27 protein-coding genes and 1 tRNA gene are annotated in these 26,797 nt (G+C 69.5%); 10 read left to right on the top strand and 18 right to left on the bottom strand.

The features are described from left to right. Window positions 1-36: 36 nt before the first annotated feature. A tRNA-Ala gene (locus J7I98_RS04560) sits at window positions 37-109 on the top strand. A 125-nt stretch (window positions 110-234) separates the two neighbouring features. On the opposite strand, the gene J7I98_RS04555 is transcribed toward J7I98_RS04560, so the two are convergent. Together J7I98_RS04555 and J7I98_RS04550 are read right to left on the bottom strand one after the other, a co-directional pair. Then, window positions 235-1,812 carry an NADH-quinone oxidoreductase subunit NuoF family protein gene (locus tag J7I98_RS04555; RefSeq protein ID WP_214918283.1) on the bottom strand — a complete coding sequence of 526 codons (1,578 nt, stop codon included), beginning with the start codon at window positions 1,810-1,812 and terminating at the stop codon, window positions 235-237. Beyond that, complete coding sequence (locus tag J7I98_RS04550) at window positions 1,809-3,194, bottom strand: hypothetical protein (RefSeq protein ID WP_251020096.1); 1,386 nt, start codon at window positions 3,192-3,194, stop codon at window positions 1,809-1,811. Before J7I98_RS04550 ends, J7I98_RS04555 begins: the two co-directional genes overlap by 4 nt. Before the next feature lie 458 nt (window positions 3,195-3,652). Between J7I98_RS04550 and leuS the strand changes: the two genes are divergently transcribed. The 6 genes from leuS (at window position 3,653) to J7I98_RS04520 (ending at window position 11,371) form a co-directional block, all read left to right on the top strand. Beyond that, window positions 3,653-6,526, top strand: coding sequence for a leucine--tRNA ligase (leuS, locus tag J7I98_RS04545; protein ID WP_214918280.1), 2,874 nt, complete (start codon window positions 3,653-3,655; stop codon window positions 6,524-6,526). A gap of 142 nt (window positions 6,527-6,668) precedes the next feature. Then, window positions 6,669-7,415: a hypothetical protein gene (locus tag J7I98_RS04540; protein ID WP_214918277.1), complete on the top strand. Its 747-nt coding sequence runs from the start codon at window positions 6,669-6,671 to the stop codon at window positions 7,413-7,415. 160 nt (window positions 7,416-7,575) lie between these two features. Beyond that, the gene (locus tag J7I98_RS04535; RefSeq protein ID WP_214918274.1) at window positions 7,576-8,421 is read left to right on the top strand and encodes a DegV family protein; all 846 of its coding nucleotides are present in this window, start codon (window positions 7,576-7,578) and stop codon (window positions 8,419-8,421) included. Window positions 8,422-8,947: 526 nt separating this feature from the next. Next, window positions 8,948-9,553 (top strand): helix-hairpin-helix domain-containing protein, encoded by a 606-nt coding sequence (locus J7I98_RS42840; RefSeq protein ID WP_374225067.1) that lies wholly within the window; start codon window positions 8,948-8,950, stop codon window positions 9,551-9,553. Next, on the top strand, window positions 9,550-10,479 hold the full coding sequence (locus J7I98_RS04525) for a ComEC/Rec2 family competence protein (protein ID WP_214918267.1): 930 nt from the start codon (window positions 9,550-9,552) through the stop codon (window positions 10,477-10,479). Before J7I98_RS42840 ends, J7I98_RS04525 begins: the two co-directional genes overlap by 4 nt. A gap of 622 nt (window positions 10,480-11,101) precedes the next feature. Then, window positions 11,102-11,371, top strand: coding sequence for a hypothetical protein (locus tag J7I98_RS04520; RefSeq protein ID WP_214918264.1), 270 nt, complete (start codon window positions 11,102-11,104; stop codon window positions 11,369-11,371). A 538-nt stretch (window positions 11,372-11,909) separates the two neighbouring features. On the opposite strand, the gene J7I98_RS04515 is transcribed toward J7I98_RS04520, so the two are convergent. Together J7I98_RS04515 and J7I98_RS04510 are read right to left on the bottom strand one after the other, a co-directional pair. Then, on the bottom strand, window positions 11,910-12,401 hold the full coding sequence (locus J7I98_RS04515; RefSeq protein WP_251020095.1) for a hypothetical protein: 492 nt from the start codon (window positions 12,399-12,401) through the stop codon (window positions 11,910-11,912). Window positions 12,402-13,134: 733 nt separating this feature from the next. Further along, a complete protein-coding gene (locus tag J7I98_RS04510; protein WP_214918261.1) occupies window positions 13,135-13,347 on the bottom strand; it encodes a hypothetical protein in 213 nt (70 codons plus the stop codon). A gap of 231 nt (window positions 13,348-13,578) precedes the next feature. Between J7I98_RS04510 and J7I98_RS04505 the strand changes: the two genes are divergently transcribed. From J7I98_RS04505 to J7I98_RS04495, 3 genes are read left to right on the top strand one after another with little or no spacing between them, the layout of a single operon-like run. Continuing rightward, a complete protein-coding gene (locus J7I98_RS04505; protein WP_214918206.1) occupies window positions 13,579-13,830 on the top strand; it encodes a hypothetical protein in 252 nt (83 codons plus the stop codon). Continuing rightward, window positions 13,805-14,320, top strand: a complete 516-nt coding sequence (locus tag J7I98_RS04500; protein WP_214918203.1) for a DUF6879 family protein — start codon at window positions 13,805-13,807, stop codon at window positions 14,318-14,320. The genes J7I98_RS04505 and J7I98_RS04500 overlap by 26 nt, the downstream gene beginning before the upstream one ends. 7 nt (window positions 14,321-14,327) lie before the next feature. After that, a complete protein-coding gene (locus J7I98_RS04495) occupies window positions 14,328-15,182 on the top strand; it encodes a helix-turn-helix transcriptional regulator (protein WP_214918200.1) in 855 nt (284 codons plus the stop codon). A gap of 61 nt (window positions 15,183-15,243) precedes the next feature. Here the strand turns inward: J7I98_RS04495 and J7I98_RS04490 are convergent, their stop codons facing one another. The 14 genes from J7I98_RS04490 to J7I98_RS04425 form a co-directional block, all read right to left on the bottom strand. Then, the gene (locus J7I98_RS04490; RefSeq protein WP_214918197.1) at window positions 15,244-15,498 is read right to left on the bottom strand and encodes a hypothetical protein; all 255 of its coding nucleotides are present in this window, start codon (window positions 15,496-15,498) and stop codon (window positions 15,244-15,246) included. After that, window positions 15,495-15,716 (bottom strand): holin, encoded by a 222-nt coding sequence (locus J7I98_RS04485; RefSeq protein WP_214918194.1) that lies wholly within the window; start codon window positions 15,714-15,716, stop codon window positions 15,495-15,497. The genes J7I98_RS04490 and J7I98_RS04485 overlap by 4 nt, the downstream gene beginning before the upstream one ends. Window positions 15,717-15,731: 15 nt before the next feature. Further along, a complete protein-coding gene (locus J7I98_RS04480; RefSeq protein ID WP_214918191.1) occupies window positions 15,732-16,664 on the bottom strand; it encodes an N-acetylmuramoyl-L-alanine amidase in 933 nt (310 codons plus the stop codon). Then, on the bottom strand, window positions 16,664-16,888 hold the full coding sequence (locus tag J7I98_RS04475) for a hypothetical protein (protein WP_214918172.1): 225 nt from the start codon (window positions 16,886-16,888) through the stop codon (window positions 16,664-16,666). The genes J7I98_RS04480 and J7I98_RS04475 overlap by 1 nt, the downstream gene beginning before the upstream one ends. Before the next feature lie 129 nt (window positions 16,889-17,017). After that, window positions 17,018-17,269 (bottom strand): chaplin, encoded by a 252-nt coding sequence (locus tag J7I98_RS04470; protein WP_214918143.1) that lies wholly within the window; start codon window positions 17,267-17,269, stop codon window positions 17,018-17,020. A 187-nt stretch (window positions 17,270-17,456) separates the two neighbouring features. Continuing rightward, window positions 17,457-17,852, bottom strand: a complete 396-nt coding sequence (locus tag J7I98_RS04465) for a hypothetical protein (RefSeq protein WP_214918140.1) — start codon at window positions 17,850-17,852, stop codon at window positions 17,457-17,459. Window positions 17,853-17,861: 9 nt separating this feature from the next. Further along, window positions 17,862-21,212, bottom strand: a complete 3,351-nt coding sequence (locus J7I98_RS04460) for a hypothetical protein (RefSeq protein WP_214918128.1) — start codon at window positions 21,210-21,212, stop codon at window positions 17,862-17,864. Between the two features lie 13 nt (window positions 21,213-21,225). Continuing rightward, window positions 21,226-24,036: a hypothetical protein gene (locus J7I98_RS04455; RefSeq protein WP_214918125.1), complete on the bottom strand. Its 2,811-nt coding sequence runs from the start codon at window positions 24,034-24,036 to the stop codon at window positions 21,226-21,228. A gap of 198 nt (window positions 24,037-24,234) precedes the next feature. Continuing rightward, window positions 24,235-24,750 (bottom strand): hypothetical protein, encoded by a 516-nt coding sequence (locus J7I98_RS04450; protein ID WP_214918122.1) that lies wholly within the window; start codon window positions 24,748-24,750, stop codon window positions 24,235-24,237. Further along, window positions 24,750-25,220, bottom strand: coding sequence for a phage tail tube protein (locus tag J7I98_RS04445; RefSeq protein ID WP_214918106.1), 471 nt, complete (start codon window positions 25,218-25,220; stop codon window positions 24,750-24,752). The genes J7I98_RS04450 and J7I98_RS04445 overlap by 1 nt, the downstream gene beginning before the upstream one ends. 9 nt (window positions 25,221-25,229) lie before the next feature. Next, window positions 25,230-25,661, bottom strand: a complete 432-nt coding sequence (locus J7I98_RS04440; RefSeq protein ID WP_214918103.1) for a minor capsid protein — start codon at window positions 25,659-25,661, stop codon at window positions 25,230-25,232. Between the two features lie 58 nt (window positions 25,662-25,719). Beyond that, on the bottom strand, window positions 25,720-26,070 hold the full coding sequence (locus J7I98_RS04435) for a hypothetical protein (protein ID WP_308377668.1): 351 nt from the start codon (window positions 26,068-26,070) through the stop codon (window positions 25,720-25,722). Continuing rightward, window positions 26,067-26,381 (bottom strand): hypothetical protein, encoded by a 315-nt coding sequence (locus J7I98_RS04430; protein ID WP_214918100.1) that lies wholly within the window; start codon window positions 26,379-26,381, stop codon window positions 26,067-26,069. The genes J7I98_RS04435 and J7I98_RS04430 overlap by 4 nt, the downstream gene beginning before the upstream one ends. After that, window positions 26,378-26,797 (bottom strand): hypothetical protein, encoded by a 420-nt coding sequence (locus J7I98_RS04425; RefSeq protein WP_214918097.1) that lies wholly within the window; start codon window positions 26,795-26,797, stop codon window positions 26,378-26,380. The genes J7I98_RS04430 and J7I98_RS04425 overlap by 4 nt, the downstream gene beginning before the upstream one ends.

Raw genomic sequence — 26,797 nt, 5'->3', positions numbered from 1 at the left:
GCCGCAGCGGGGAAGCCCGCAAACGGCAGCAAACAAGGGGCTATAGCTCAGTTGGTAGAGCGCCTGCATGGCATGCAGGAGGTCAGGAGTTCAATTCTCCTTAGCTCCACAGAAAGAAGATCCCGTCCGATCGAATCGATCGGACGGGATCTTTTCGTTTCCCGTCGTTTCCCGTCGTTTCCCGTCGGGACCCGTCGGGGTGGCGGCCGTCGGCCGCCACCCCGACGTCAGCCGTCAGTCCCTGCCGCTGCCCAGAGCCCTCCTGTTGCTCATCGGCAGAGCGGGCCGTGCCGGCCGCTCGGGAGCCTCCTGTTCGATCCGGAGGGCGAGCGCGGGGCAGCGGCGCACGGCGCGCTGTGCGCGGCCCCGCAGATGCACGGGGACCGACGCGTCCGCGAGCGCCGGATAGCCGTCGGGGCCGAGCCGGATCAGCTCGGGGATGATGTCCGCGCAGAGCCCGTGGCCCTTGCAGAGCGTCCAGTCCACGGCGAGCTTCTCGCCGCTCGGGATGCCCTCTTCCTCGTAACCCGGTCCCGGGAGGGGCAGTACGCCGGTCGTCTCGCGGCCACAGCCGCCGCCCAGGACGTGCGCCGCCAGATCGTCCGTGAAGGCATTCAGGGTGGAGACGAAGAACCGCACGGAGCCGTCCGGGTGCTTGCACGCACCGCGGCCCTTCACGGCCTGTGTGACCTCGCGCAGGGCCTCCAGTGCGGCCTGGCCGCCGCCGTTCAGTACGTCCGACAGGCCCCCGGCAGCTGCGGGCAGGCCCAGCCGGCAGGGGCCGCACTGGCCCGCCGTTTCGGCCGCCAGCCAGTTCGCGACGCGCAGCGACTCACCCAGCGGGCAGGTCTCCGGGCCGATGGGGAGGATCGCGCCCGCGCCAAGGGCGCCGCCGAACGAGGCGAGGGACTCGCGGGAGATCACGGCGTCGTGCGCGGCGACCGCGTCGATCCAGTTGCCGTGATAGCCGCCGGTCAGTACGCCCTGCGGCAGGGGCGGGGCGCCGGCGAGCTGGAGGACGTAACGGAGCGGCACTCCCGTCGGCACCTCGACGACCATCGGGCGCGATACAGCGCCGGAGATGGTGAGCATGACGGTGCCCGGTTCGTTCTCCAGGCCGGTGTGGCAGTAACGGCGGGCGCCGATGCGGGCGGCCACGGCCAGCTGCGCGAACGTCTCCGTGTTGGACAGCAGCGTCGGGGCGCCCCCGACCCCTGTCTCGGAGGCGCGCTCGCGGCGACCCGGCGGCAGGGCGGGGCCGCCGTTCGCGGCGCGGATCAGCGAGGACGCCTCGCCGGAGACCATGCGCTCAGGGGTCCGTACGATCCGCGCGCGCAGTTGCTGTCCACGCCGGTCGGACAGGCCGCGCTCTGCGAACGCGGCGCGGATGGAGGCCTCGGTGGAGTTCCGGGTGACGCCGACGATCAGAGTGCGGGCGCCGAGGGCCTCTGCGGCCAGCAGGGCGCCGTCCAGGGCGAGGTGGGGGGCGCGGTTGAGCAGGACGGTGTCCTTGCGGCAGGCGGGCTCGCCCTCACTGCCGTTGATGACGACGACCGGCCGTACACCGCGCCGGATGGACGCCTGGGCGACCGCCCGCAGCTTCTTCCCGAAGGGGAAGCCCGCGCCTCCCCGGCCGCGCAGGGATATGGCATCGGCGAGCTCGGCCAGGCGCTCCCCGCCCATCGGCTCCAGCGGGCCGTGCACCTTGAGGTGCATGCCGAGGTCGAGGCGCTCGACGAGATCGAAGCCGGTGGTCAGCTGGGGAAGACCGACGACGCGGACTTCGGGTACGTCGGGAAGGGGGACATTCAACGTCGTTCTCCTGCGGGTGCGTGCCAGGGCTCCCCGGCGGCCGGCCGGTAGAGCGGGCCAGGCGCTGGGTCTGTGCCGTCGAGAGGGCCGGTGAGCGGGTCGGTGAGCGGTCCGGTCGGGGCCTCGGCGCCGTATGAGGGGGCTCCGGAAGCGGGGGCCGCGACCGGGTCGTACGGAGGGGTGTCAGGGGCGGGGTAGTCGCCCGGGCTGTACGCCGGGTAGTCCGGAGCGGGCACTGCCCCCGGGCCGTACGCCGCACGGTCGGGGTCGTACGGGGGGCGTACGGCCTGCGCGGGGGGCGGGGGCGAGGGGGTGGGCCAACGGGACGGTGCCGGGCCGGCCGAGGGAGGCGCCGGCTGGACCGGGATCTCCTCGGTCATGGGGATCTGTTCCGCCAGGGGAATCCGCTCGGTTGGGGCGGATGCGGCCGACGCCGCCGACACGGCACGGTACGCGGCCGATATGCCGGTGTCCGGCGCCGAGTTGAGCCCGGGGGAGCGGGGAAGCCCGGCCTCGTACAGGGGCGGCGCCGGGGCCGCGAGGCGCTGGGGCTCCGGCGGGTCCCGGAACAGCTGCTCGGACTGGCGCGGCGCCCGCTCCGGCTTCTGCGGCGGTACGGCCCCGGCGCCCGGCAGCGGGGACAGCGCGGCGTCACGTGGCGCCGGGTCGGGCGCCTGAGCCAGCGAGCCCGAGGTGGCCAGGGCCACGATGCGGTCGGCGACGGTCCGCTTGAGCGGGGGCGGGAGCATACGCAGCGAGAGGGCGGCGACCACCGCCGTGAGGGACAGGCCGTACATCGTGACGACCCAGCCCGCGGCCGGCCGGCCCGCGAACAGGCCGTGCACCAGGGCCGATCCCCAGGCGGGGTAGGCGACCATGTGCAGCGCCCGCCAGCGGCCCGCGATGCGGCCGGGGGTGGCGAAGGCGCTGCGCAGCGCACCGGTCGAGGCGGCGACGACCATGAGGATTCCGGCGAGCGAGCCGAATCCGATGAGTCCGGACGTACCGCTGACGCCGAGACCGAAGGGGACGAGGGCTCCGAGAAGTGCCACGTGCCCGAGCGAGACCTTGACCGTCACATGTAGCAGGAGGAAACCGAGCGAGGCGACGGCCGTGGCCCGGTGGATGCCCTGCGCGAGGAGGCGGTGGCGCGGCTGGAGCAGCAGCCGGTCGGTGGCCAGCAGGCCCCAGCCGACGGCGGCGGTGAGCGAGACCAGAGAGAGGACGCCCGTGGTGAAGTCGAGTGCGGCGCGCAGGCTGTCGCTGCCGACTATGGCGATCAGGGGTATGAGCAGCAACGCGGCGGCGGTGAGGCCTCCTTGGGCCGGGCGACTCAACACGGGGAGTGAGATGGATGAGCGGATCTTGCGGTGGGGGTTCATGGGGGCGACTCCGAATGGTTCGGCAAAGTGGTCCCGTTGCCGCATGCTAGGTCGCCCCATACCAGGCAGTGCGCGCTTTGGAGGTTTAGTGCGGGGGTTGTGGGAAAACTTGCTCGAACGTTGCCCCGGATAGGGCCGATACGCGGAGTAACCTCGGGGCGAGGCCGAGGTCCACCCGGCCCCGGCCGGGCTCCCGCGCCGTCCGGCCCGGCGCAGTCCCGCTTCGTCCGCCCTGTGGATACTCGGCGCACCCCTCGCGGGCCCTGCGGTACCCTGACGCCATGCGTGCCGTACGCCTTCTGCTTAGCGAGCCGCGCTGATCACTACCGACGGATGAAAGATCCGGTCGGAATCGGCGCGGCGTCCCCTCCTGTGCGAGGGGATTTTTCGTTTGCTGAGTGTCAGCAGCCTGAATGTCGCAGCCGCGGGCAGAGACGATCGATGGAGCTTTGAGGATCATGAGCGAGACGAATTCAGGTGCCGAGGCGGCAGCTCCGCACCGCTATACGGCGGCGATGGCCGCCGACATCGAGGCACGCTGGCAGGACTTCTGGGACGCCGAGGGTACGTACGAGGCGCCGAATCCCACTGGGGACCTGTCGGGCGACGCGGCCATGGCCGCCAAGCCCAAGAAGTTCATCATGGACATGTTCCCGTACCCCTCGGGTGCGGGCCTGCACGTCGGGCACCCGCTGGGCTACATCGCGACCGACGTCTTCGCCCGCTACCAGCGCATGACCGGGCACAACGTCCTGCACACGCTGGGCTTCGACGCCTTCGGCCTGCCCGCCGAGCAGTACGCCGTGCAGACCGGCACGCACCCCCGGGTCTCCACCGAGGCGAACATCGAGAACATGAAGGACCAGCTGCGCCGGCTGGGCCTGGGCCACGACAAGCGCCGCTCCTTCGAGACGATCGACCCGGACTACTACAAGTGGACCCAGTGGATCTTCCTGCAGATCTTCAACTCCTGGTACGACAAGGAGGCGGGCCGGGCCCGGCCGATCGACGAGCTGGTGGCCCAGTTCGAGAGCGGGGAGCGCACGACGCCGGACACGCGCCCCTGGAGTGAGCTGAGCGCCAACGAGCGCGCCCACATCCTGGGCGAGTACCGGCTGGCGTACGCCTCCGAGGCGCCCGTGAACTGGGCGCCGGGCCTGGGCACCGTACTGGCCAACGAGGAAGTCACCGCCGACGGCCGCTCCGAGCGCGGGAACTTCCCCGTCTTCAAGGCCAAGCTGCGCCAGTGGAACATGCGCATCACCGCCTACTCGGACCGCCTGCTGGACGACCTGGACGGCGTGGACTGGCCCGAGGCGATCAAGCTGCAGCAGCGCAACTGGATCGGGCGCAGCGAAGGCGCGCGGGTCGACTTCCCGGTCGGCGACTCCGACGCGATCACCGTCTTCACCACCCGCCAGGACACCCTGTTCGGCGCCACCTACATGGTGCTGGCGCCCGAGCACGAGCTGGTCGAGAAGATCGTCCCGGCCGCCTGGCCGGAGGACACCCACGACGTGTGGACCGGCGGTCACGCCACCCCCGCCGAGGCCGTCGAGACGTACCGCAACCAGGCCGCGTCGAAGTCGGACGTCGAGCGGCAGGCCGAGGCCAAGGACAAGACCGGTGTCTTCACCGGTGCGTACGCGACCAACCCGGTCAGCGGCGAAAAGGTCCCCGTCTTCATCGCCGACTACGTGCTGATGGGCTACGGCACCGGCGCGATCATGGCCGTACCGGCGCACGACTCGCGTGACTTCGCCTTCGCGCGCGCCTTCGAGCTGCCGATGCGCTGTGTCGTCGAGCCGTCGGACGGTCGCGGGACGGACCCGGCGGAGTGGGACGACGCCTTCTCCTCGTACGACGCGAAGATCGTGAACTCCTCCGGCGCCGACATCTCGCTGGACGGGCTGGGTGTCGTCGACGCCAAGGCGAAGATCACCGAATGGCTGGCCGCGCGCGGCATCGGCGAGGGCACCGTCAATTATCGGCTGCGCGACTGGCTGTTCAGCCGCCAGCGCTACTGGGGCGAGCCCTTCCCGATCGTCTACGACGAGGACGGCATCGCACACGCGCTGCCCGAGTCGATGCTGCCGCTGGAGCTGCCGGAGGTCGAGGACTACTCGCCGCGCACCTTCGACCCGCAGGACGCCGACACGCAGCCGGAGACGCCCCTGTCGCGCAACGAGGACTGGGTGAACGTCACCCTGGACCTGGGCGACGGCGCGGGCCCGAAGAGGTACCGGCGTGAGACCAACACCATGCCCAACTGGGCCGGTTCCTGCTGGTACGAGCTGCGCTACCTGGACCCGCACAACAGCGAGAAGCTGGTCGACCCGGACATCGAGCGGTACTGGATGGGCCCGCGGGAGGGCATGCCGCACGGCGGTGTCGACCTGTATGTCGGCGGGGCCGAGCACGCCGTACTGCACCTGCTGTACGCACGGTTCTGGTCCAAGGTGCTGTTCGACCTGGGGCACATCTCGTCGTCCGAGCCGTTCCACAAGCTGTACAACCAGGGCATGATCCAGGCCTTCGCCTACACCGACGCGCGCGGCGTGTACGTGCCGGCGGCCGAGGTCGAGGAGATCGACGGCAAGTACTTCTACCAGGGTGAGCCGGTCAAGCGTGAGTCCGGCAAGATGGGCAAGTCCCTGAAGAACGCCGTCACTCCGGACGAGATCTCCGCCGAGTACGGCGCGGACACCCTGCGCCTGTACGAGATGGCGATGGGCCCGCTGGATGTGTCGCGGCCGTGGGACACGCGCGCGGTGGTGGGCCAGTACCGGCTGCTGCAGCGGGTCTGGCGCAATGTCGTCGACGAGACGACCGGTGAGGTCACCGTCACCGACGCCGAGCCGGACGAGGCAACGCTGCGTGCGCTGCACAAGGCGATCGACGGCGCGGGACAGGACATGGCCGGGCTGCGCTTCAACACCGCCATCGCCAAGATCACCGAGCTGAACAACCACCTGACCAAGTCGGGCGGACCGCTGTCGCGTTCTGTCGCCGAGCGGCTGGTGCTGCTGGTCGCGCCGCTGGCTCCGCACATCGCCGAGGAGCTGTGGCGCAAGCTGGGGCACACCGATTCGGTGGTGCACCAGGACTTCCCGGTGGTCGATCCGGCGTATGTCGTGGACGAGACCGTGACGTGCGTCGTGCAGATCAAGGGCAAGGTCAGGGCCCGGCTGGAGATCTCGCCGTCGATCGGTGACGAGGAGCTGGAGAAGCTGGCGCTGGCCGACCCGGCGGTCGTTGCCGCGCTGGGCGGCGCCGGGATCCGCAAGGTGATCGTGCGGGCGCCGAAGCTGGTCAACATCGTGCCGGCGTAGCTGCCGGTAGGTACTGGCAGGCGTGAGTAGGTGCTTTCCCCTACGGGCAGGTTGGGGGTTCCGATGGAACCCTCGGCCTGCCCGTTCCGTTTACCGTTGAGGGACCACCGAACCCGAGTGGTCCGACAACGGAGGGGCCCTCATGGAAGCCGTCATCCTGATCCTGACGCTGCTCTTTGTGGCGTTCGTGGGACTGGGGGTGTACGTGGGCGTGAAGGCGGTCGGCGCGGCCAAGCGCGGCGTGGACCGCACGATCACGCAGGCACGCCGCACCGTCGAGGACACCACCCTGCGGGCCAAGAGTTACGGGCAGTCCGGCGTGGCGGGCGAGCTGGCACAGCTGAGGCTTTCTCTGCGTACGTCGATGAGGGCCACGCAGGAGGCGCTGCAGGCGGGTGTGGCCGAAGACGCGTCCCTGTCGGAGTCGATCGGCCTGTTCCAGCGGCTGAGCGGTCACGGACACGAGCTGGACGACGAGCTGAAGCGGCTGGAGCGCGAGCCGGACAAGACGCGGGTCGCGGAGCGGCTGCCGGATCTGCGTGAGCGCACGGAGCGGGTGACGCACGCGGCGGACTCACTGCGGTGGGCGGCGCGGGACCGGGCGCAGCAGTTCGCGAACGATGACCTGGCCTCGCTGAGCGCGCAGATCGAGGTGGAGTCGGGCGCGCTGCGGCACTGGGCGACGACGGAGCCCGGGGCGGCGTCTGCGCAGACTTGGCCGGAGGCGGACGCGAAGGCGGAGAAGGCCGGAAAAGAAGCCGGAAAAGAAGGCGGCGGGGCCGAGCAGGCGGGCTGGGGTGCCGGGCCGGAGGCCATCACCGCGCGCGACCCTCAGCAGCAGCCGACCTACCCGTGGCAGAAGGCAGCGCGTCCGGAGAGCACCCGTTGAGGTACGGCGAGTACCTGTTGAGGTCCGGAGGGCACCCCGCTGAGATGGATGTTTCACTCTGGAATTGATCAGTCGGGTGGATCATCCAGGGCGATCCCAGGCGGACCGTTGGGAGGGGCCGGACTGCCGTCGGGCGCCCTCGCCGGGTAACCTCCCGCTCATGTCCCGCCATGTCGCTATCGTCACCGATTCAACGGCCTACCTGCCGCACCAGACGATGGAGCGGCACGGCATCACCGCGGTGCCGCTGACCGTCGTCATCGGCGATCAGGCCCTCGAAGAGGGCACCGAAATCTCGGCCCGCACGCTCGCCCAGGCCCTGCAGAAACGCAAATCGGTGACGACGTCCAGGCCGAGCCCCGAGGTCTTCGCGGCGGCCTACCGTGCGGCGGCGGAGACCGGTGCGACGTCGATCGTGTCGCTGCATCTGTCGTCCGAGTTCTCCGGCACGTACGACGCCGCCGTGCTCGCCGCACAGGACGCCCCCGTGCCGGTACGGGTGGTGGACACCGGAATGGTCGCCATGGCTCTCGGTTTCTGCGCGTTGTCGGCGGCGGAGGTCGTCGATGCGGGCGGCACGGTCGACGAGGCGGTGGCCGAGGCGGAGAAGCGCGCGGCAGGGACGTCGGCGTTCTTCTACGTCGACACGCTGGACTACCTGCGGCGGGGCGGCCGGATCGGCGCGGCCCAGGCGCTGCTCGGCTCGGCGCTCGCGGTGAAGCCACTGCTGGAGCTGAACGGTGGCCGGATCGAGATGCTGGAGAAGGTACGTACGGCCTCCAAGGCGATCGCCCGGCTGGAGGAGATCGTGGCCGACCGTGCGGGGACGCGCAGCGTGGACATCGCGGTGCATCACCTGGCGGCGCCGGAACGGGCGGAAAAGCTGGCCGAGCGGCTGCGCGAACGGGTCCCGGGGCTGGCGGAATTGCACGTCAGCGAGGTGGGGGCGGTGATCGGCGCGCACACGGGGCCGGGGCTGCTGGGGGTCGTGGTCTCACCCCGCTGAGCGCTGGTGAGGGTGGCCGGTTTATCCACAACCACCGGGTTCCCCACAGGATTCGGCCTTGATCATCGCGTCCGGGCGGATGTGCCTACCGTCTCGTGGCATGGCTCTTCGATCACGCTCACGATCACGCTCTGCGACCAGTGGCCCGGGTCGCGCCCCGGCCTCCGACGTCCGCGCCCGGGATGGGCACGGCCGCCGTCGCCGCCTGCGCAACCACGGTCACGACACCGCCGCGCCGACGGCACTGCGCCGCCGCGCGGAGGCACTCCTTGCCCCGGCACCACGTGCGGCGCCGAGGTCTCCTGGCATGCTGCACGGCCCACCGGCTCCGGAGCGCCTACGGGAAGAGCCGCGCCGCCCGGCCGCTCCGGTCAGTCCAACTGGACCGGACCGGGTGGACGCTGGGGAGGCTGAGGCAGCCCTTGGGGCGGGGGCAGTTGGGCAGCGCGGATTTGGGGCTGTGCGGGAGCGGTTACCGGTTTGGGTGCAGGCCCGATGCGGGCTCGAGCTGAGCACGCTGGCCGCGTTGGCGGTTGTTCTCGTCGTGGCGGCAGGCTTTGCCGCTCAGCACTTCTGGGTGGGGCGGCCACAGACCGTACAGCCGCCGGAAGTGGTGGCCGGGAGCCCGGCGGTCCCGGAGCCGGACCCGTCGCCGGGCCGGCCGCCGACCGCGTCCGCTGGTGGGCCCGGCGGTGAGACCGACGGGCGCATCGTCGTCGATGTGAGCGGCAAGGTCCGGCAGCCGGGCATCCACCGGCTGCCGACCGGATCGCGGGTGGCCGACGCGCTGCGGGCTGCGGGCGGCATCAAGGACGGTACGGACACCGCAGGGCTCAACCGGGCCCGCGTGCTGACGGACGGCGAGCAGGTGGTGGTCGGGATCCCCGCACCAGCACCGGCAGCCACCGGACCGGCTGGGGGCGGCAGCGCCCCCGCGGCTGGTCCGGTCAGCCTCAACTCCGCCACCGCGGAACAGCTCGAAACCCTGCCGGGGGTCGGTCCCGTACTGGCCCAGCACATCTTGGACTACCGGGCCGAGCACAGCGGCTTTCGCTCCATCGACGAATTGCGCGAAGTGAACGGGATCGGCGACCGCCGGTTCGCGGATCTCCAGTCCCTCGTACGGCCATGACGCGCCCGGCAGTCCACGCCGCGTCCGGCCACCGTCTCGGTGCCTCCGAGCCCCGGCAAGAGGGGCCCACGGACCTGCGTCTGGTTCCGCCGGCGCTGGCGGCATGGGGTGCGGCGGCGCTGGCGGTGGGGGCATCGGGGCGCTGGATGGCGGGTTTTGTGGTGGCATGTGTGGCCGTGGCGGGAGGGCTGTTGGCGATCCCCTCGATCCGGTCGGCACGCGCGTCCGGCACGCGGCGCGGTCTCAACGCCGACGCCAGCGCCACCGCCACCGCCACTGCCGTCGCCGCGGCGCTTCTGTGCGCGGCTGCGGGAGCGGCATCGGCAGGGCTGCACACGGCCGACCTCCACCGGGGCCCCGTGCCGGGCCTGGCCGACCAGTACAGCCGGGTCACGGCGGAGCTGACGGTCACCTCGGACGCGCGCATGACCCGGCCTCGGGTGCGGGGTGCCAACACTGTGCCGACGTCGGTCGTGTTCGACGCGGACGTCACGCGCGTATCCGGGCCGGACCGGGTGGCCGCCACCGTCCGTACGCCGGTCCTGGTGATCGCGCCTGCGCATGGGCCGGCGTCGGCCCAGTGGCAGCGGCTGCTCCCGTCCGCCGAACTGCGGCTGACCGGGCGGCTCGCGCCTGCGATGCCCGGTGGTGGCGACCGTATCGCCGCCGTCCTGCGGGTGTCGGACGGTGGACTGCCGGTGGTCACAGGGCCGCCAACTGCCGTACAGCGCACGGCCGGAGACCTCCGGGCGGGTTTGCGTGAGGCGACCGAAGGACTCGCCCCCGACGCGCGGGCGCTCCTGCCGGGGCTGGTCGTAGGCGACACGTCCAGGGTGCCGCCGGAACTGCACGATGCGTTCGCGGCCACCGACCTCACACACCTCCTCGCCGTGTCCGGTGACAATCTTTCCTGGGGATATATGTGACGCCTAGAGATCTTCCCAGGTGAGGCGGGGTGGCCGCCGGCGACGTTACTTGTGAGTCTCCCTGATGAGAGCGAGAGCGTCATCGAGGGCACCGCGTAGCCGCTCGACGAGCAGGATCAACGACACCTGATCGAGGGCCGCGAGGTCGGCCTCGCGCGCGCTTTTCAGCTCATCTTGCGCGTAAGCGAACCGAGTCTGCTGGTCGTGGGTGAGCGGGGGACAGCAAGCGGGCTCTCGGTCGGACTGCTGATTCAACTCATCACCATCGGTTGGTTCGGGGAGGTGGCGACGGCTGGAATGGGCAGCAGCCGTTAACGATGACTAACGAACAGTGACCTAAGCAGAGGCCAACTTTCAAGGTCATATGACGATCGTAATTCGAACGAGCGAACGAGCGATGATGGTGCCCGGCGGGATCAGGGGCGGGGGTCAACCGCCGGGCACCGGTCTTACACAGTGCCCTCTTGCTCTAGCGACGAGGAGGCAGCTCGTCGGGCGAACGCGTCGGGAGCGTTCGCAGGTCCATCCCCCTCGCGCTCGACATGCGAGCAGGCGCCCGCCGGGCGATCGTGGGGGTGAGGGCGAAACACCTCTCGCCGCCACCTCCACCTCGGGAGGCAGCATGCAGCAGTACGACCTAACAGACGCCCAGAAGAAGGCTTTCGAAGAAAACGAGGCAGACTTCCGCAGACTCGACGACCAAATACGCGGCGTCCAGGAAACCGCCCGAACGCGATTGACTAACAACGGCTGGGAGCCCGAGCCCGACCCCGACGGCGGCATCCCCTGTCTGGCCTGCCCGTGCCCCGAGTTCCAGTTCGGCGGCCAGCTCGGAAAATGCAAAAGAGGCAGCTGCCGACACTCATCCGGCAGCCACGACTGGCCAACCTGACCCGGCCACCCGCTCGCGTCAGGTGCCCTCGCGGCGGCAGGAGGCAAGCAGGCCAAGCCCGGTCGGGCTACCCGCGCGCTCCGCGCGGACTGCGACGGGTACTTAAGCGGTGGCGCCGCGCTGGAATCGCGCGCGGCCTCTCGCAGGATCAGCTCGCCGAGCGCGCCGGCCTCGGCCGACGCAGTATCCAGCGGATCGCCGACGCGATCGGCGTCCCGCTCGCGGACCTCGTCCGGCAGTAGAAAGCCCCGGCTTGCCTGCGCCCCCAGGGTGCGAGGCAGGCCGGGGCGGTGTCAGCGGCCGAGGGTGTACGACTTCCGGGTTGTCGGGTCCACGACGATCACGAACGGGGCTCCATAGGTCCTCCTGGACCAGCCCCGGTTTCTCTTCGGGGGCGGCCCTGCCAGCGCCTTCTGTGACCGGTAGCTATCCACCACATCTGCGTACCGCGGATCAACCCACTCGCGCATATCGGCCTCGTCCCTCTCCGTTCCCCAACGACCGTACGGCCGCAGGGGAACGCAGACCAGAGCATCGGTTAGTTCGGGCCCGAATTGGAGCAGTCCCCGGTGCACGCCCCGCCGCCCTCGGAGTGCTCGCACCCCGCTGCAACAGGAATGCTGGTGTCGGTGGGCGCGACCCACAGCGCGGGTTCGGGGGTGTACCCGGCGGCCGTGATGGCTTCCTGACTGCGGGTGAGGGCGTCGGGGTCGTGGCGGTTGGTGTCCGGGGCCTCGGGTACGTGGTGGACGAACAGGCCGAGCCGGTCAGCCAGCGACGCCTTGACGCGCGTGTGCAGGATGATCGCGTGCCAGCCCTCGTCGACGACACGGGACGGCTGCAGGCGGGCACGGGGATGCGCGGCGCAGGCGGCCTCGAACTTGATGGCCTCCAGGGTGATCAGCTCGGCGACGTCGATCGCCATGCCGGGGTTGTTGCGCTGGACGGTGGCGGTCACAGCCACCAGGTCCTCGGGATGGATCAGGTCGAAGACGTTCCGTGTGACGGGCGCCTCGGTGGTGATACTCATGGTGGTGTTCTCCCGTTTCTGGATGGGACGGACGTCCGCGCCTCGGCCGGGGTTTCCTGGCCGGATGCATCGGCCGAGGCGGGTCTTGCAGGCCCGCTGCCCTCCTCTTGCACAGGGTGCTGAGGGCAGCGGGGGTCAGTGGGCGCCGGGCTGCCGGGAACATCCGGGGACGGCGAAGGGGGGCGTGGGCGTCCACGGTTTGTCGGATGGCTGGCCGGCGCGCTTACCGTCGTCGGACATGGGACCCTCCCGGTTCGAGGTGGGGGGGGGAACCTGCCTCAGCTGTCGACGCCCCCAGGCGCCCGGCGACCGAGGCAGGAGTCATGGGGTGGGCCGCTGGCACTTACCAGGGCCGGGAGTGGCGCGGAGGAACGCGGTGACGATCTCCCTGTAGCCCGTGTGGTGAGTCAGGCCTGCGTGGCGGAGTGCCCAACTGTCCGGTTCCAGCTGGTCGGTGCTGGCCTCGGACCGGTCCTGGCAGGTAGTGCATTCGATCTCGCGGATCGGCGGTGACGCGCCCTCAGAGCGGTCCGCACCGAGCGTCCAGGTTGCCTCTTTGATGACGGAGCGTGGGGTCACTGCGTCTCACCCACGCGCTTCGGCCATGCCTCACGGGAGTAGGCGCGGAAGTGGTCGCCACTATGGCCCGCGCGGAGGGTGCAACGCATCGGGGTGCCCGGCTTGGGGACCCAGCACAAAACCGGGATGTGCACGCGCCTCTGCTTCCAACTCGTCATGACGGCCGCCCCGGCGTCGCCTGCCCCGCGGCCGGGGTGAGGCGGCGCTGTTGACGGCACGGCGCGCAGGCGTACCGGCCATAGCCCGGACCGGAAGTCTGCTCGACGGCGTCGATGAGGACTGCCGTCAGCGATGGGCCCTTGTGCCAGTGACACCAGGCGTAAGAGCCGCTGGTGTCGGTGTCGCGGGCCTGCGTAGTCTCTGCCATGTCGGCGCTCCTCAGCAGCGTTGGCCACGCCCCGGGAGGCCTCCACCTCGCCGGGGTCTTGCTGTAACTCCCGACGCTAGGAACCAGCACGTCCGCGCCGCTACGAAGTTGCACCGGATTACACAGCAGTTAAGACCCCCGGCCATGGCTGAGAGGCGCTCTTGACCGCTTGATCCGCAGGCATGACGGTGTGTAAATCCCTGCAACAACTAGCGCGGGAGGCCGCCGATCATGAACATTCAGTTCGTCGGGATCGACCCCGAAACAGACGAGGACGGATGCCCAACCGTATGGGTGGACACGGACACAGCAGACCTGCTGATCCAGAGCTACCAGGCCGACGACGAGACGACCGCGACGTGCGACGGTCTGTCTCCGGCCAGGGCGCCGATCCCGCCCGGCGAGACCGTCATCAGGATCCCGAAGCGAATGGTCCCGATCATCAGGAAGGCGTGCGATGAGCTCGATCCCGGAGTTCGGTGAACTCCTCGCCGACGCCCAGGAGTCGGCCGTCCACCTCGAGATGCGGGACGCCTACTACAGCAACCCACGCTTCGAGGCCTGGCAGGACGGCCAGCGCGTCGACTGGGACGACCGTCCATCGTGGTGGCGGCCCTTCCACCAGGACATCGCGGATGCCGTCGCCCGCGGCGTCGTGGTGCGCCGAGCCCGGATCGTGTCCGAGCCGATCACCGACTACATCCGGTGGGAGCACCACCAGACCCGCGCCAACGTGGAGGCAGGCGAACAGGTCCGCTGGCTTCCCCGGCACCGGGCGTGGGACCTGCTCCTGCCCGGAAGCGACCTGTGGATCTTCGACGGGCAGCTGATGCGCGTCCACCACTTCTCCGGTGACGGCGAGTGGATCAACAAGGAACTCTGCGACGATCCCGCCGTGGTTGATCAGCACGCGGCCGCGTTCGAGAAGGTCTGGGAACGCGCCACCCCCCACGACGAGTACGAGGTCAAGTAGCCCGGTCATGTCTACTTTCCCCACGTCCAGCGTGCAGGAAGCACGCGCAGCTCTCGCAGGCCGGTTGCGGGAGCTGCGCCTGGACGCGGGTATCACCGGCAAGCAACTTGCCAGGCGTTGCGACTGGTCCGTGGCCAAGTCCTCGCGGATCGAGAACGCCGTCACCGCCCCGTCTGACGCTGACATCCGGGCCTGGTGCACGGCCTGTGGCGCCGAGGGACAGGCGGCCGATCTCATCGCGGCCAACCGGCAGGCCGACTCCATGTACGTGCACTGGAAGCGGCTCCAGCGCACCGGCATGCGGCAGTTGCAAGAGACCTCCGCGCGCCTGTACGAGCGCACCCGCCTGTTTCGCGTGTACGCCTCCCACGTCATCCCGGGGTACCTACAGACGCCCGGCTACGCGACCGCTCTCATGGGCACGATCGCGGGCTTCCGCGGCATCCCCGACGACGTCAGCGATGCCGTTGAGGCCCGCATGCGCCGTTCCCGCGTCCTAAACGAAGGTGACCACCGCTTCGCCACGCTCATCGAGGAGAAGGTCCTCAACCACCGCGTCGGCGACACGGAAGTGATGGCCAGCCAGCTCGGCTACCTGATCGCCTGCATGGGCCTGCCGTCCATGTCGCTGGGCATCATCCCCGCCACGGTGCCCCGGGAACAGGTCATGTGGCCGCTCGAACAGTTCACCGTCTTCGACGATGTACGCATCCATGTGGAGCTGCTCGCCGCGAAGGTGACCGTCACTGCGCCTGGCGAACTGGACGTGTACCTACGTGCGTTCGCGCGGCTGACGGAGATGGCTGTGTACGGGGCGGACGCGCGCGCGCTGATTGTGAACGCCATCGAAGCACTGCGTTGACTCCGGACGCAGGGAAGGGCCCCCTGCTCTCCTCTAAGGGAGAAGCAGGGGGCGCGGTGCGTCAGGCGGAGAACCGTGGGATCAGGGCGAGGACAAGACCGGCGACGGCGACCAGCGCGGCGAGGGACGGCAGTGGCCACCGGGCCCGCTCCAGAGCAGCGACGCGGCTCTCCAACTCAGCGACATCTTTCTCCACCTGCCCGGTCCGCTGGAGCGTGGTATCGAGCCTGCCGTTCAACGTGGCGAAGCCCTCGGCGACTGTGCCGCGGAGCCGCTCCAGCTCGACGGCGACCTGAGTCGACTCCTGCGGGGTCACCGCACGTCGAAGCGCGGCGTGTGCCTCGCGCGGTAGCCCGTAACGAACGCGATCGCGGCGGGCACGAGAGCGAGCACGAACAGCGTCACGCTGTCCGGCACCCACTCCAGAAGCCTCGCGTTGTCCTGCACTACGGCGAGTGCTCCAAGGAGTCCCGTCGAGGCGACGTACGTGCCTGCGGTCGCGGCGGTGACCTTCTTCTCAACAGGTGCAGCCATGGTGTTGATCTCCGATCAGGCGGTGACGGTGAAGCCCCGGCGGGCGCCGAGCTTCGAAAGAGAGGACCGGCCCGGGATGCTGTCGGCGTCGGCGCCCTTGTAGCCGCAGCGCCTCTGCCAGGACGCGTACGCGGTGCGGGTAGCCCATCCGAAGTGCCCATCAGCGAGCGCCCGGGACAGAAGCCCTTCGGCAACGAGGGCCTGCTCGACGACCTTGACCCCGTAGTACGAGATCGGTGTGCCACGCCGAGGCGGATCGGCCTTGGCCGCGGCCACAAGCTTGGACAGGTCCACGACGGGCTTCGCGGCAGGCTTGGCCGGCGGCTTGGCGTCCGCCGGCGGCGTCGGTACCGGGTCGGCGAGACGGTCCGCGATCTGGTCCCGCATCGCGTCCATCGTGAAGCCGCGGGGATCCACTTTGCCCGGCTGCCACTCCAGATGCCCGATGACAGAGCGAGGGCCCCAACCGTGATACCGGCAGATCGCCGCCGTCGCTTTCTCGATCGCCTCCAGTTGGACGGTCGGCCAGGGGTCTTGGCCGTCGCCGAGGTTCTCGCACTCGAAGCCGTAGAAGTGCCGGTTGCCGTCGGTGTCGGCCTCGTCGTCCCGTGGGAGGGCGGGGGTCTCGGTGATGACGGCCTGGAGTACGTCGCTGTCGCCGAGGCCGGCGTGGTTGGCGCGTCCGTATCCGACAAGGTGGATGGTGCCCTGCTTGTCGATGACGACGTGGCACAGCGGGCCGGGCAGGGCGGTGTAGCCGTCGCGGCAGATACGGACGGTGGCGTCGGTGCCCTTGGTGACGGTGTGGTGGATCATCACGCCGTGCACGGGGCCCCAAGGGCCTTTGTGGTTGCGGTTGTGGTTCTGCCAGCGGCCGACCTCGACGACGGTCAGGCCCTCGGCGCGCAGGAGCGCTGCGAAGGTGTCGGCAGTAGGTGGAGTGGCCATCAGCGATCCTCCGCACCCGCCCGAGCGAAAGCAGCGTTCGCCCAGAACATGACCTCTTCGATCTTCGTGACAACGAGCGCCTTCTCGCGCCCCTCCGGGAGCCGCTCGTTCAGCTCGTCAGCCAGGCGTCGACAGGCCTGGCGCACGCTGGTGTGTTCGTCGCGCTTCTCCTCCGTCGTTGCGGCGTGGAACGCAAAACGGTGGGCGATGTCCTCGGGTTGCATGAGCCCTCCAGGGCATGAGAAAAGCCCCGCCGCAGGGGATACACGACGGGGCGATGGTGGGTCCGCGGTTGGCGGAGATTCAGTTAGGTCACGGACTCAGGCGCCTGTGGGGACGCGCTGCTCACCTGCTCAGTTGTTCACACAGGTGTTGCCAAATGCAGGGTTGAGCGCGGCGATGACGTTGACGGTGTTGCCGCAGACATTGACGGGAATGTGCACGGGAACTTGCGCCATGTTGCCGCTGAGGACGCCGGGCGAGTGCGCGGCCACCCCTTCGACGATGGCATCCCCGGGCCAGGGGGCAGCGGCAGCGGACGTGGCACCGCCGAGGAGCGCGATGGCGGTGAACGCGGCCGCAGCGAGAATCCTGGGCTTGCTCATGGGTTACCTCCAGGTGAGAAGGGAGTACTCCCCTGGAGGTTCGCCCAGAGGGCTGCACGATGAGATGACTGGTAGCCCGGAAGCAGTAGTGGAATCGCCCGTTCGTGAGTCACAGCGTCCGTGGCTGCTTGACATCGACATTGAGATGCCCCGGCCAGAAGGCACGGGGCGGAAGGGTCGGAGCGGGTTATTCGACGATGAAGCTGATGTGCAGACGCAGGTTTCTACTGGTCGCAATATCAGCAGTCGACGTACGCAGGGTGCACAGCCCGCTGGTGGCGATCACGAAACCCCCCGTACAAATCCCGTCGTCCCAGTCACCGTTGACCGGTCCAGCAGCTGGGCGCCATCCGGAAGGGGCTGTGCAGATGTCCGTGTCTGGCAGCTGCCCGCCGACCAGCGCGATGGCGGCGCCTGTGCGCTGGACGTACATGTCCAAGACGACCGTGTTGCCGGAACGGGCGCCCCGGAAGTCATTCACGCTGAACCCGGCGGCCGCGGCGAGCCCGGCGGTGGTGATGGTCGACGTGTGGGTCAGGAGCCGCCCTGCGGTGATCCGCATACCGGCGAGCCAAGCGGTCATGCGAGCCTCCTACAGGGCGACGATGGTGGGCTGCGCCAGGCGGATATCGGTGCCTGCGGCGTGCGCCTTGGTGATCCCGTTGACGGCGCGAGTGACCGTGAAGCGCTGCGGATTGACCACCTCGAACTGATCGAACTTCGCCTGCGGGCTGACGTTCGTGTTGCCCGCGAACGTCGACGCCGTGATGCCGACTGCACCGCTGGCGATGGTGTTCGTGACGATCGTTTCGTCGTGGTGCCACACCGTCGGCTCCTCGGTGCCGACGGGCCACACTCGCATCTGGATTCGGTGCCCGGTCAGCAAGACCCTGACTTCGAACTCCGTGCCCGCCGTGTACGTGTACGGCAGGGTCGGAGTCCCGCCGATCTGCGTGGTGTCCCGCGTCACGGACAGGAACAGGGCGCCACCCGTGCCGAAGTGCAGACGCGCCCGGTAGTACGTCGAGGTGTTGACGTAGCGCAGCAGCACGGCGGGCACCATCGACGCCCCGGTGGAGACCTGCCCCGCCGACATGCGGCACCGAACCTCGCAGTCGGCGAGGTCCCCAACCGTGGCCTGGAAACGCACGTTGGTGATCGGGGCGCTGAGGGTGATGGCGCCGCGGGATCCGTCGACTGAGCGGTCCGCGGCGACTCCGCCAACCTCGGTCCACAGATGCCCCGAACTGCTGGTTCCCCAGGAGTTCGCGACCGTACGCGCGAAGGTGTCGGTGCGGTTGGTGACCGCGGTTGCCGTGACCACCTCCCCGCCGAGGCGGAGGTCCATCGGCATCTCGGCCGGATCCGTCACCCACCCAGGCCCCACATCGGCGTGGACCTCCAGCTCGGCGACCGCGCTGGAGACAGCCGTGCCAAGTGAGCTGCCGTCGGTGTCGGCCCGTCCGAGGACCGGATCATCCACAACACCGACCGTCCACGGTGATCCGGGCGAGCAATTGAAGCTGATCTCCCACGTGCGTACGCCGATCTGCTCCGCGTAGCCCTCGACGATCAGGTCGAGGGTGTCGGCGCCCACCCAGATCGGCGGGTGAAGGATCCGCAGGAGGTCGCCCTCGCGCAGCCGCAGGACGTCGGGAATCAGGTGCGGTGCCTTGTGCAGCAGGATGCGGACCGACGGGACGCGGACTCCATCGACGGTGCCGAGGTACAGGCGCCACCCGGCGATCTGCTCCGGCTGATCGTCGCTGTAGAGGTTGAGGCTCGTCTCCTCGTCGTAGCGGCCCACGCCGTCTGGCGGGTCTTGCACGGACAGCGGGCCTTCCTCCAGGACCACGCGCGCCGAGCTGCCCCCGATGCGTTTCACTGTCTCGTCGTTGCGCAGCGCAGAGTCGTCCTCGACTGGCTCCAGCGGCGGCGCCACCTCCCGCGCCGTGTAGTCCAAGACGAGCGCCGGCGTCTGGTTGTAGAGGCTGGATCGGTCCCGGTATCGCAGGGCGAGCCGCTCGCGGTCCTCGTAGAGGATTCCGCCGTCCGCCTCCGAGCACTCCTCCAGCAGGCTCAGGATGGTTGCCGATCGCTGCGGGCCCATCCGCTCGGCCCCAAGGGTCAGGTCCCCGTCGTACACGACCAGCGGAAGAGCCTCCTCGGCTGCCAGCCGCCGCAGGCGCTCGATCGCGGACTCCCCAGCGAATCCGCTGTCGGCGCTCTCGTAGGTGGTGACGCCGGCGGCGGCCGGAGTGACTGTGCCCGCCACTCCGTTCCAGGTGGCGAGGTGTCCGATCGTCATGCCGTCCAGGGCGCTGCCCCATGCTGCGGTGAGCGCCGAGGCTCTGCCGGGGACGCCGGTGTAGACCGTCCGCGCGTACGAGTAGCTGTTGGCGACGACGTCGCGCCAGGCTGCGGCCACGTACGTCTGTCCGCCGGAAACAGCGGTGAACACTTGGAGCCTGTTCCAGACCCCCACGAAGGCGGCCAGCGCGTCGGCGTCCGTGAACGACACGAAGGCAAGTACGGCGTCTTCGATGTCGCGGATCTCAACCCGCACCGCCGACACACTGACCAGGACCACCACGCTGTTCATGCCGGCCCCGGCGACCTGTACCCGCAGGATCTGCTCCAGCGTGGGCGGCAGGGCAGGCAGGTTGTAGACGGCCTCGACGTGCCAGCCGGTCGCGGTAGTTTTGGGGATCTGGCCCGCGATGCTGGCGGGGGCTTTGGTGGTGGGCAGGGCTTTCGAGCCGTACAGGCTGTCGTCCGCCGCGAATTCGAGACCGCTGACCTTGAGGGGTGCGACTCCCGCGATGGGCGAGTAGGCCTGTGTGGCGTCGCGGTCCTCCTCCATTGGCCAGTACGCAGCTGGGGCTCCGGAAGGGATGCGGCGCCGGAGCGTCGACTCCAACGCTTTGGTGCCCTGCCCGTATCGGCGGAGGATCCCTGACGCCTGGGCGGGCACCCACGCGGCCTGGCCGGAGGTCTCCCAGCGCCCGGGCCACTCCGAGATTTCGCCTGTGAAGCGGGCCTCGCGATCGGTGATCTCTGCGGCGCCCGCGAGCGTCCACGTCTTGCCGGTGCCGTCTGCGAAAGCGGCGGTCCCCGGGGTCAGGGCATGGAAATCGGGGCTCGCCACGATGGTCCCGCCGATGCCCGACCGGACCTCGGCACGGTGAACACGCCCGGTCGGGGGCAGCCACGGCGGGGTGACCGTGAACGTACTCGGCGACAGCTCCAGTGGTGCCGTCGAGTTGAAGATGCCCGACGGCGTCCCGGACACGACGTCGGCCCCGGCCTGAGTCCACGGCCCGTCCAGGCTCTCCGCCCAGTACAGGCGGACCGTGCACCCTCCTGCCCCGTTGTCGACGTCCAGCGTCGCCCGCACCGCGGCGCGGCCAGGCAGAGCGGGCAGGGTGCGCCCGCCAGCGGACGAGGTCACGCCGTCGGTAGACCAGCGGAACCACAAGTTTCCCGAGTCGACGTGCAGCATCCACGACCGCTGATTGCCGGTCGTCACCCACTTCCCGATGAGAATCTGCGTGTTGACCTCCCCCAGGTCTGCCGAGAGCTCGACGCGTACGTCGATGTCCCCCGTGATGTCGAGGGCTGCGGTGTCGGGGGTGGACGCGATGTCGGTGCTCTGGCCGGTGAGCGCCAGGTAGGACTCCGGGCCCAATACCGAGACCCGCACGGGGCTGTTGCGGCCGATCAGCCCGTAGTGGGGGGACAGCGGATTGCGCCGTGAGTACCGGCCGTCCTTGTTGTTGAGCGTCAGCGTGCAACTGGCCGGGTCCGTACGGCTGCCCTGGTCCCGGCGGCCGCGGTCGTGCGTGATGATGTCGCGCAGTAGGACGTCCCCGGTGATGTCGGTCCACACGCCGCCCACCTGCAACTCGATCTTCGCGTCGAGCGGGTCTTCCGGGAACGCCACGGCTGGTCTCCTCTCATTTGCCGAATGCGGTCTGCACGCTGCCGCGGCCGTCGCTGGCCACGATCGTGCGGATCAGCTTCTTGACTGCCTCGGGCCCTTCGACCACCACGCGGACAGTTGTCGTGCTCTGTCCGGATCGGCGTCCGGACACGCCCCCACCAGGCGCAACACCGGTTTGTCCGGGGCGCGGTACGGACACGAGTCCGGACATCGTCCGGTCCACAGCGGACTGTCCGGAGCGGATTCCGGCGACGAGGCCGGCGGGGATGTGACGCCCGACCTGGTCGGCCATCACCTTCGAAGGCGATCGGATGCCGAGCGCCTTCTTGATCGCCTTGGACATGCCCTTGGCGATGGCGACCATCTGCTTCTCGATCGCGGACTGCTGCGACCGCATGCCCTGGATGAGGCCCTGAGCCGCCGAAATGCCGGTCCCGTACATGGCGTTGCCCGCGACCGAACCGGCCTGCTCCGCTGCTGTCTTCAGCAGCTGCTGCTGGGCGTTGATCTGCCGGATCGTGCCCTTGTCCGCCGTCGCCAGGGCCTGCGCCGCGGCGGACCCGCCCGCGACTCCTGCCTGCGCGATCTGAGCGATCAGGTCAGCGCTGACGCCCTTCTTTTTCAGAGCCGCGAGGTTCGAGGCGAACTGCTGGGCCTGGCCGACGTCGCCGATGAGCCCGGACAGGATGCTGTCCCCAGTGACGGGCCCGCCGTCGTTGCTGGTGATGTTGGCACCGGACAGCACTCCCTCGCGTACGTCCTTGGCCAGCTTGTCCCTGCTCTTGATGAGGTCGGCATACGCCTTCGACGCGGTCTTCATCCGTGTGGCGAGCGTCGCCTCCTTCCCTGCCAGGCGGGTCAGTGCCCGTGTGTCCTTGTCGATCCGGCCCAGCGCGTTGGAGCGGCGCCGGCCGGGGGCGAGGCGATCGCGCACGATATCCGCGAGCCGCTGCGATGCCGACCGGACTTGCTTTGCCGAGCCGGTGAGGCCCTCGACGAGGCCCCGGGCGATCCAACGCCCCTGCGCCGTGGTGACCTTGGACGGCGACGAGATGCCGAGGGCCTTGGCGATCGGTCCGGGGATGACCGAGCGCGCCCAGCCCATGATCTGCGACTTGATCCACCCGCCCATGGACTGAATGCCACGCCACAGGCCGGACACGACGTCCATGCCCTTGTTGTAGAGCAGCGAGCCGAGGGAGCCGATCCCGCGCGAGATCCGACCCGGTAGCTCGCGCACCCAGGTGATGAAGGACAGCACCTTGGCGGTCGCGGCGTCACGGAAGCGCTGGAACGCCGCGGAAGCAGCCGTACGGAGTTTCCCCGCGAGGCCGCTGATGGCGTTGTAGGCGCGCGAGGGGAGGCCCCGGAGCCAGATGACGAGCTCCGCCATTTTGCGGATCGACCACTGCTTGGCCTGGTCGAACCAGGTTCGGACCTTGCCGGGGATCTCGCGGAACCACTCGATCGCGCCCATGATCCGGCCGACCGCTGCAAGGACGGCGTCCTTGATCCACGCCCACGCGGTATCGACGATCCGCCGGAAGGTCTCCGACTCGTTGTACGCGTAGATGATCGCGGCGACGAACGCGATGATCGCGATCACGATCCACGTGATCGGATTCGCGAGGAACGCGCTGTTCAGCAGCCACTGAGCAGCCGCCCACACCTTCGTGGCCACGGCCACCAGGCCGCCCCACAGGGCGTACAGCTTCATGGCGACGACGACCGCGGTGATCCCGATCGCGATCCCGTTGAGGACGTCCGGAGGCAGGGCGTTGACCACTTCAGCCAGCTTGAGAGCCAGCATTGACGTGATGCCGATCAGCGGTCCGAAGGCGATCAGCACGTTGATGGCGGCCCTGGCGAGGGTGCCGAGGAGCTGCCCGGCCTCGCGCGCCAGAGCCATGAAGCGCTCGAACCCTTCGGAGCCCTTGAGACTCCCTGCCCACTTGGAGAAAGCCGCCGTCATCGACACGAGGCCGCCCGTGACGCCATCGCTGGCGGGGAGGAAGGCCTGGAGGAGCTTCGCGAATCCGACCGCGAGGTTCTTGATGATCTGGAGGAAGTTCGTCAGCGCCGGGCCCGCAGCGCCGGACATGTCGTCCGCCCACTGCTTGAACCCAGCCGACTTGACGCCCTTAGCCACGCCGTCCAGGAATTCCGAGAACGCGCTCGCCGCGGCCTTCACGAACGGCGTGAGGACCGGCAGTAGGTCGCGCAGGATCCCGATGCCCTTGGTGAAAACGGGCATGGTCGTGCCGGAGAGGCTGTCGGACCAGGCCTTGAAGTCGGACTTGAGGCCGATGAACGCCTTCGCGGTGGCCTGCGTCGCGGGGGGAAGCTTGGACAGAGCGTCGGTGTAGGCCTTCTGCGCGGCTGCGGCTTTCTCCCCGCCCTCCGCCGCCGCCTCCTCCGCAGCGGCGGCCAGGTCGGCGACCTTGCGTACGGCTTCCATCTGTTGGCCCGTCGCGAGGCCGAAGGCCTTCACAGCGATGCCGGCAGCGGCTGCGCCCGCCGCGAGGCCGCCCACAGCGGTCGTCACGGCGGCGACGGCCGGCACCCCAGCGCCCACCCCTGCCACGGCCTTGCCGACCCTGCCGAGCGCCGAGATCGCGGTACGTGCGCCCCTGGCGATCCCGGCGCCCAGGGTGCGGCCCATGGCGTCCGACTGCGACACGAAACGGCCGTGCATGTCGCGGAGTCGGCCGTCGGCCATGCGCGTGAAGCCAGCCAACCGCAGTTGTGACTCGCGCAGGCCGTTTCGCCAGCCAGAGTCGTCGGTGCGGAGAAAGCCGACGAGTTCACCGAGCCTAAGTCCCACGGCGCACCCCCTTGGATTTCGGTTCGGGAGGTGCGAAGTGCCTAGCCAGGCGGGTCTCAGCCGACAGGAGGCCGAGGATGCGCAACTTCAGCCAGCGCCACGTTCGTTCGTGGAGGATGCCGCTGCCGATGTCGATGCCGTACGTGCCGTGCAGGTCGGCCTCGATCAGCGGCCATTGCTCCAGCAGGGCGGGCCAGGTCAGTCCTTCGATACCGCCTTGCGCTTGCGGGCGGTGGCCTGGCGGGTACTCGTACCACTCGTAGAGGCCCGTCGCTTCGTCTTGTTCTCCACAGCCGATGAGGCCCCGGCTCGGCGCTGCGCCCTGTTCTGCGCCGGGGCCACCTTTTCCGGGTCACCACCCGCCGCCCAGAAACGCTCGGCGGTCTCGGTGTCGGCCACGACCCAGAACACGCAGGTCAAGGCTGTGTGCTTGAGCCAGGCCCAGTCGACCTCGGTGCGCAGGGCGTCGTAGGCGGAACCGAGCGCAGTCCGGTAGAGGTCCAGCTCCTCGGCGTCGTCGAGGGCCTCGGTGTCGATCTCCTCGCCCGACTCCACCATGCGTGTCGCGCTGGTCATCAGGCGCTGGATACGGAGCCCGTCATCAGCGGACGGAGCTTCGATGCGGTAGACGCGGACCGTCTTGTCCTTGCCAGGGACGGGGAGCTCCAGGGCGTCGTCGAGCAGCTCATCAACGGCTGCGAATTGGCGGGCCATTACGGGGCAATCGGGTTCGTGATGGGCGTCAGCGCGCCCGTGCCGGTGAAGGTGACCTGGACCTGGTCGAGGTCGGTGTACTCGCCGCCCTGGGGCTCCCAGTTGGGCAGGCCGTAGCCCTCGTACGCCTCCGGCAGGCCGTTGCGGTCCATCCACCGCAGGTGGACCTTGTGGTCCTCGCCGTACGCGAGCCACGCGGTGCGGATCTTTTCATGCACCGGGCTGTACGCAGTGGAGTCGGGGGTCGCCTTACGGTTGAACGTGGCCTCGACTTCCCACTCCTGGGCCGTCTTCGTGTTTTCCTTCCAGCCATCAGAGTCGTAGCTCGTGCTGTCCTCGTGGTTGGGCTCGGCGGTCCACTGGAACTCCGTGACCGCCGGGCACAGCTGCCAGTCCGGCACGGCCACGGTGCCCATGTTGATCTCCAGCCGCCAGCGGCGGGCAAGAGCGGTCTCGGTCGGCGTCGACATGACGGCCTCCTACTCGTAGAGGTGTGATGAGGGGCGCGTCGTGCGCGCGTAGAAATTGGCGGCGAGCTCCATGCGTCCGTGCTGGTCCTGGCCCATGAGGGCCTGCGACTGCCGCCAGATCAGGGCCACATGGACACCGCCGAGCACGAGGCCGCGGCGGTTGTGGAGCAGGTCGAACAGCGCGTCGGCGATCGCGTCCAGGTCGCGTGGGTCGCGGCCGGCGCGCATGCGGATCTGGATGCCGGTGGTGGCGTCGGTGAGGCCGGTGTCCGAGACGGGGTACGCCGTCAGGCACAGGACCCGGTCCGGTTCGTCCGGCATGACCGTGAAGGTGATCCCGGTCTCCGTGGCGGCGTAGATGCCATCGGGCCGGTAGATGGCGAGGCCGGTGTCCTCGACGAGCGTGGCGAGGCCTCCGAGGAGGTCGCTGGTGTAGCCCACGGGCACCTCCGGACATGCGAAAAGCCCCGCGCAGGGCGGGGCTTGAGGGGTGGGGAGGTTAGCCGCGGAGCCAGCGGCGGAGGCCGACAGCCATGAGCTCCAGCATCTTGGCGCGCTCCGTATTCATCGGCTGCTCCAAGTACTTGGCCTGCCTGCCGGGGAGGTGCTTCCAGTCCATCTCTTCGTGCTGACGGACGGCGTAGACCGAGTCGAAGCTGATCGACCCGTTGAGGCCGTCCACATCAACGCGGCCGGACCGCTCGAGGGTGCCCTCGTCGAGCGGGACCAGCTTCCTGGCCTCGCCGAGCGTGTGCTCCAGCGCCCGCTCCAGACCCTCCGAGGCGAGGCGCCGGCCGCGGGAAGTCCACAGCCGGTCGCCGTTCCAGTTCATGCGCGCGTACTGCGTCACAGGAGCTGCACCTCCAGATGGTCGGGGGTCGCCAGCCCAGCACCGTCACGGCGAAGCGCGGCGATGACCGTGGTGGTGCGCCCGGTTGGGAGGGTGACGCGGGACTTGGCCGGGCAGTCGGCTTCGAGACGGACATACGCGGTCGACGAGGATGTGACCTCGTCGCCGCCAGGGTTGCGCACCGTGCGCGTCTGCTCGTCGAGGAAACAGCGCACCGTGACCGGGTCTCCGTACTTCGGCCCGTACGGTCCGTCGCCGAGGAGCGGTTCGACGACGATCTGATGGCGCAGGAGGTAGGCGGGGATCCTCACGTGACCACCAGGCCCAGGATGAACAGATCCGCGGTGAGGTCGGGTGAGCGCAGAGCCTCCAGCGCTGCGCCAGCGATCTCGCGGCCGCCGACCGCGGCAGAGCCGCCCGCCGACGAGCTGGCCCCGGACAGAGCCACAGAGCCGATCTTCACCGAGCTCCAATTGCCTGCCACGCCCAGCTCGTCGCCGGTCTCCTCCCACCACTGCACCTGAGCGCAGACCGCATCCGAAAACGCCGCCAGCACAACCGCGTTGGTCGGCATCCCGGTGACCGTGTCGGCCTCGTACCAGCAGAGCCGGAACGCATTCGAGTCCAGGAATCGCGACGCCCGCGCGAGCAGGGCCGCGATGTCCGCGGGCGCCGTCTGCCCGGTGTACGTCACGTACTCCGCCGAGGTGGCGTAGATCCGGGCCAT

The sequence above is a fragment of the Streptomyces sp. ISL-98 genome (genome assembly GCF_018614055.1).
Classification (GTDB): domain Bacteria; phylum Actinomycetota; class Actinomycetes; order Streptomycetales; family Streptomycetaceae; genus Streptomyces; species Streptomyces spiramyceticus.
The sequence above is the reverse complement of the archived record's forward strand: the minus strand, read 5'-3'. Positions and strand labels throughout refer to the sequence as shown.

Bases quoted from the DNA above. Each gene is read 5' to 3' on its own strand.
- J7I98_RS04510 (WP_214918261.1), bottom strand. From the start codon at position 13,347: ATGGCAGAGACTACGCAGGCCCGCGACACCGACACCAGCGGCTCTTAC.
- J7I98_RS04470 (WP_214918143.1), bottom strand. From the start codon at position 17,269: ATGAGCAAGCCCAGGATTCTCGCTGCGGCCGCGTTCACCGCCATCGCG.
- J7I98_RS04550 (WP_251020096.1), bottom strand. From the start codon at position 3,194: ATGAACCCCCACCGCAAGATCCGCTCATCCATCTCACTCCCCGTGTTG.
- J7I98_RS04535 (WP_214918274.1), top strand. From the start codon at position 7,576: ATGTCCCGCCATGTCGCTATCGTCACCGATTCAACGGCCTACCTGCCG.
- leuS (WP_214918280.1), top strand. From the start codon at position 3,653: ATGAGCGAGACGAATTCAGGTGCCGAGGCGGCAGCTCCGCACCGCTAT.
- J7I98_RS04500 (WP_214918203.1), top strand. From the start codon at position 13,805: ATGAGCTCGATCCCGGAGTTCGGTGAACTCCTCGCCGACGCCCAGGAG.
- J7I98_RS04450 (WP_214918122.1), bottom strand. From the start codon at position 24,750: ATGGCCCGCCAATTCGCAGCCGTTGATGAGCTGCTCGACGACGCCCTG.
- J7I98_RS04515 (WP_251020095.1), bottom strand. From the start codon at position 12,401: ATGAGTATCACCACCGAGGCGCCCGTCACACGGAACGTCTTCGACCTG.
- J7I98_RS04525 (WP_214918267.1), top strand. From the start codon at position 9,550: ATGACGCGCCCGGCAGTCCACGCCGCGTCCGGCCACCGTCTCGGTGCC.
- J7I98_RS04520 (WP_214918264.1), top strand. From the start codon at position 11,102: ATGCAGCAGTACGACCTAACAGACGCCCAGAAGAAGGCTTTCGAAGAA.
- J7I98_RS04485 (WP_214918194.1), bottom strand. From the start codon at position 15,716: ATGGCTGCACCTGTTGAGAAGAAGGTCACCGCCGCGACCGCAGGCACG.
- J7I98_RS04465 (WP_214918140.1), bottom strand. From the start codon at position 17,852: ATGACCGCTTGGCTCGCCGGTATGCGGATCACCGCAGGGCGGCTCCTG.
- J7I98_RS04480 (WP_214918191.1), bottom strand. From the start codon at position 16,664: ATGGCCACTCCACCTACTGCCGACACCTTCGCAGCGCTCCTGCGCGCC.
- J7I98_RS04495 (WP_214918200.1), top strand. From the start codon at position 14,328: ATGTCTACTTTCCCCACGTCCAGCGTGCAGGAAGCACGCGCAGCTCTC.
- J7I98_RS04475 (WP_214918172.1), bottom strand. From the start codon at position 16,888: ATGCAACCCGAGGACATCGCCCACCGTTTTGCGTTCCACGCCGCAACG.
- J7I98_RS04425 (WP_214918097.1), bottom strand. From the start codon at position 26,797: ATGGCCCGGATCTACGCCACCTCGGCGGAGTACGTGACGTACACCGGG.
- J7I98_RS04505 (WP_214918206.1), top strand. From the start codon at position 13,579: ATGAACATTCAGTTCGTCGGGATCGACCCCGAAACAGACGAGGACGGA.
- J7I98_RS04540 (WP_214918277.1), top strand. From the start codon at position 6,669: ATGGAAGCCGTCATCCTGATCCTGACGCTGCTCTTTGTGGCGTTCGTG.
- J7I98_RS04445 (WP_214918106.1), bottom strand. From the start codon at position 25,220: ATGTCGACGCCGACCGAGACCGCTCTTGCCCGCCGCTGGCGGCTGGAG.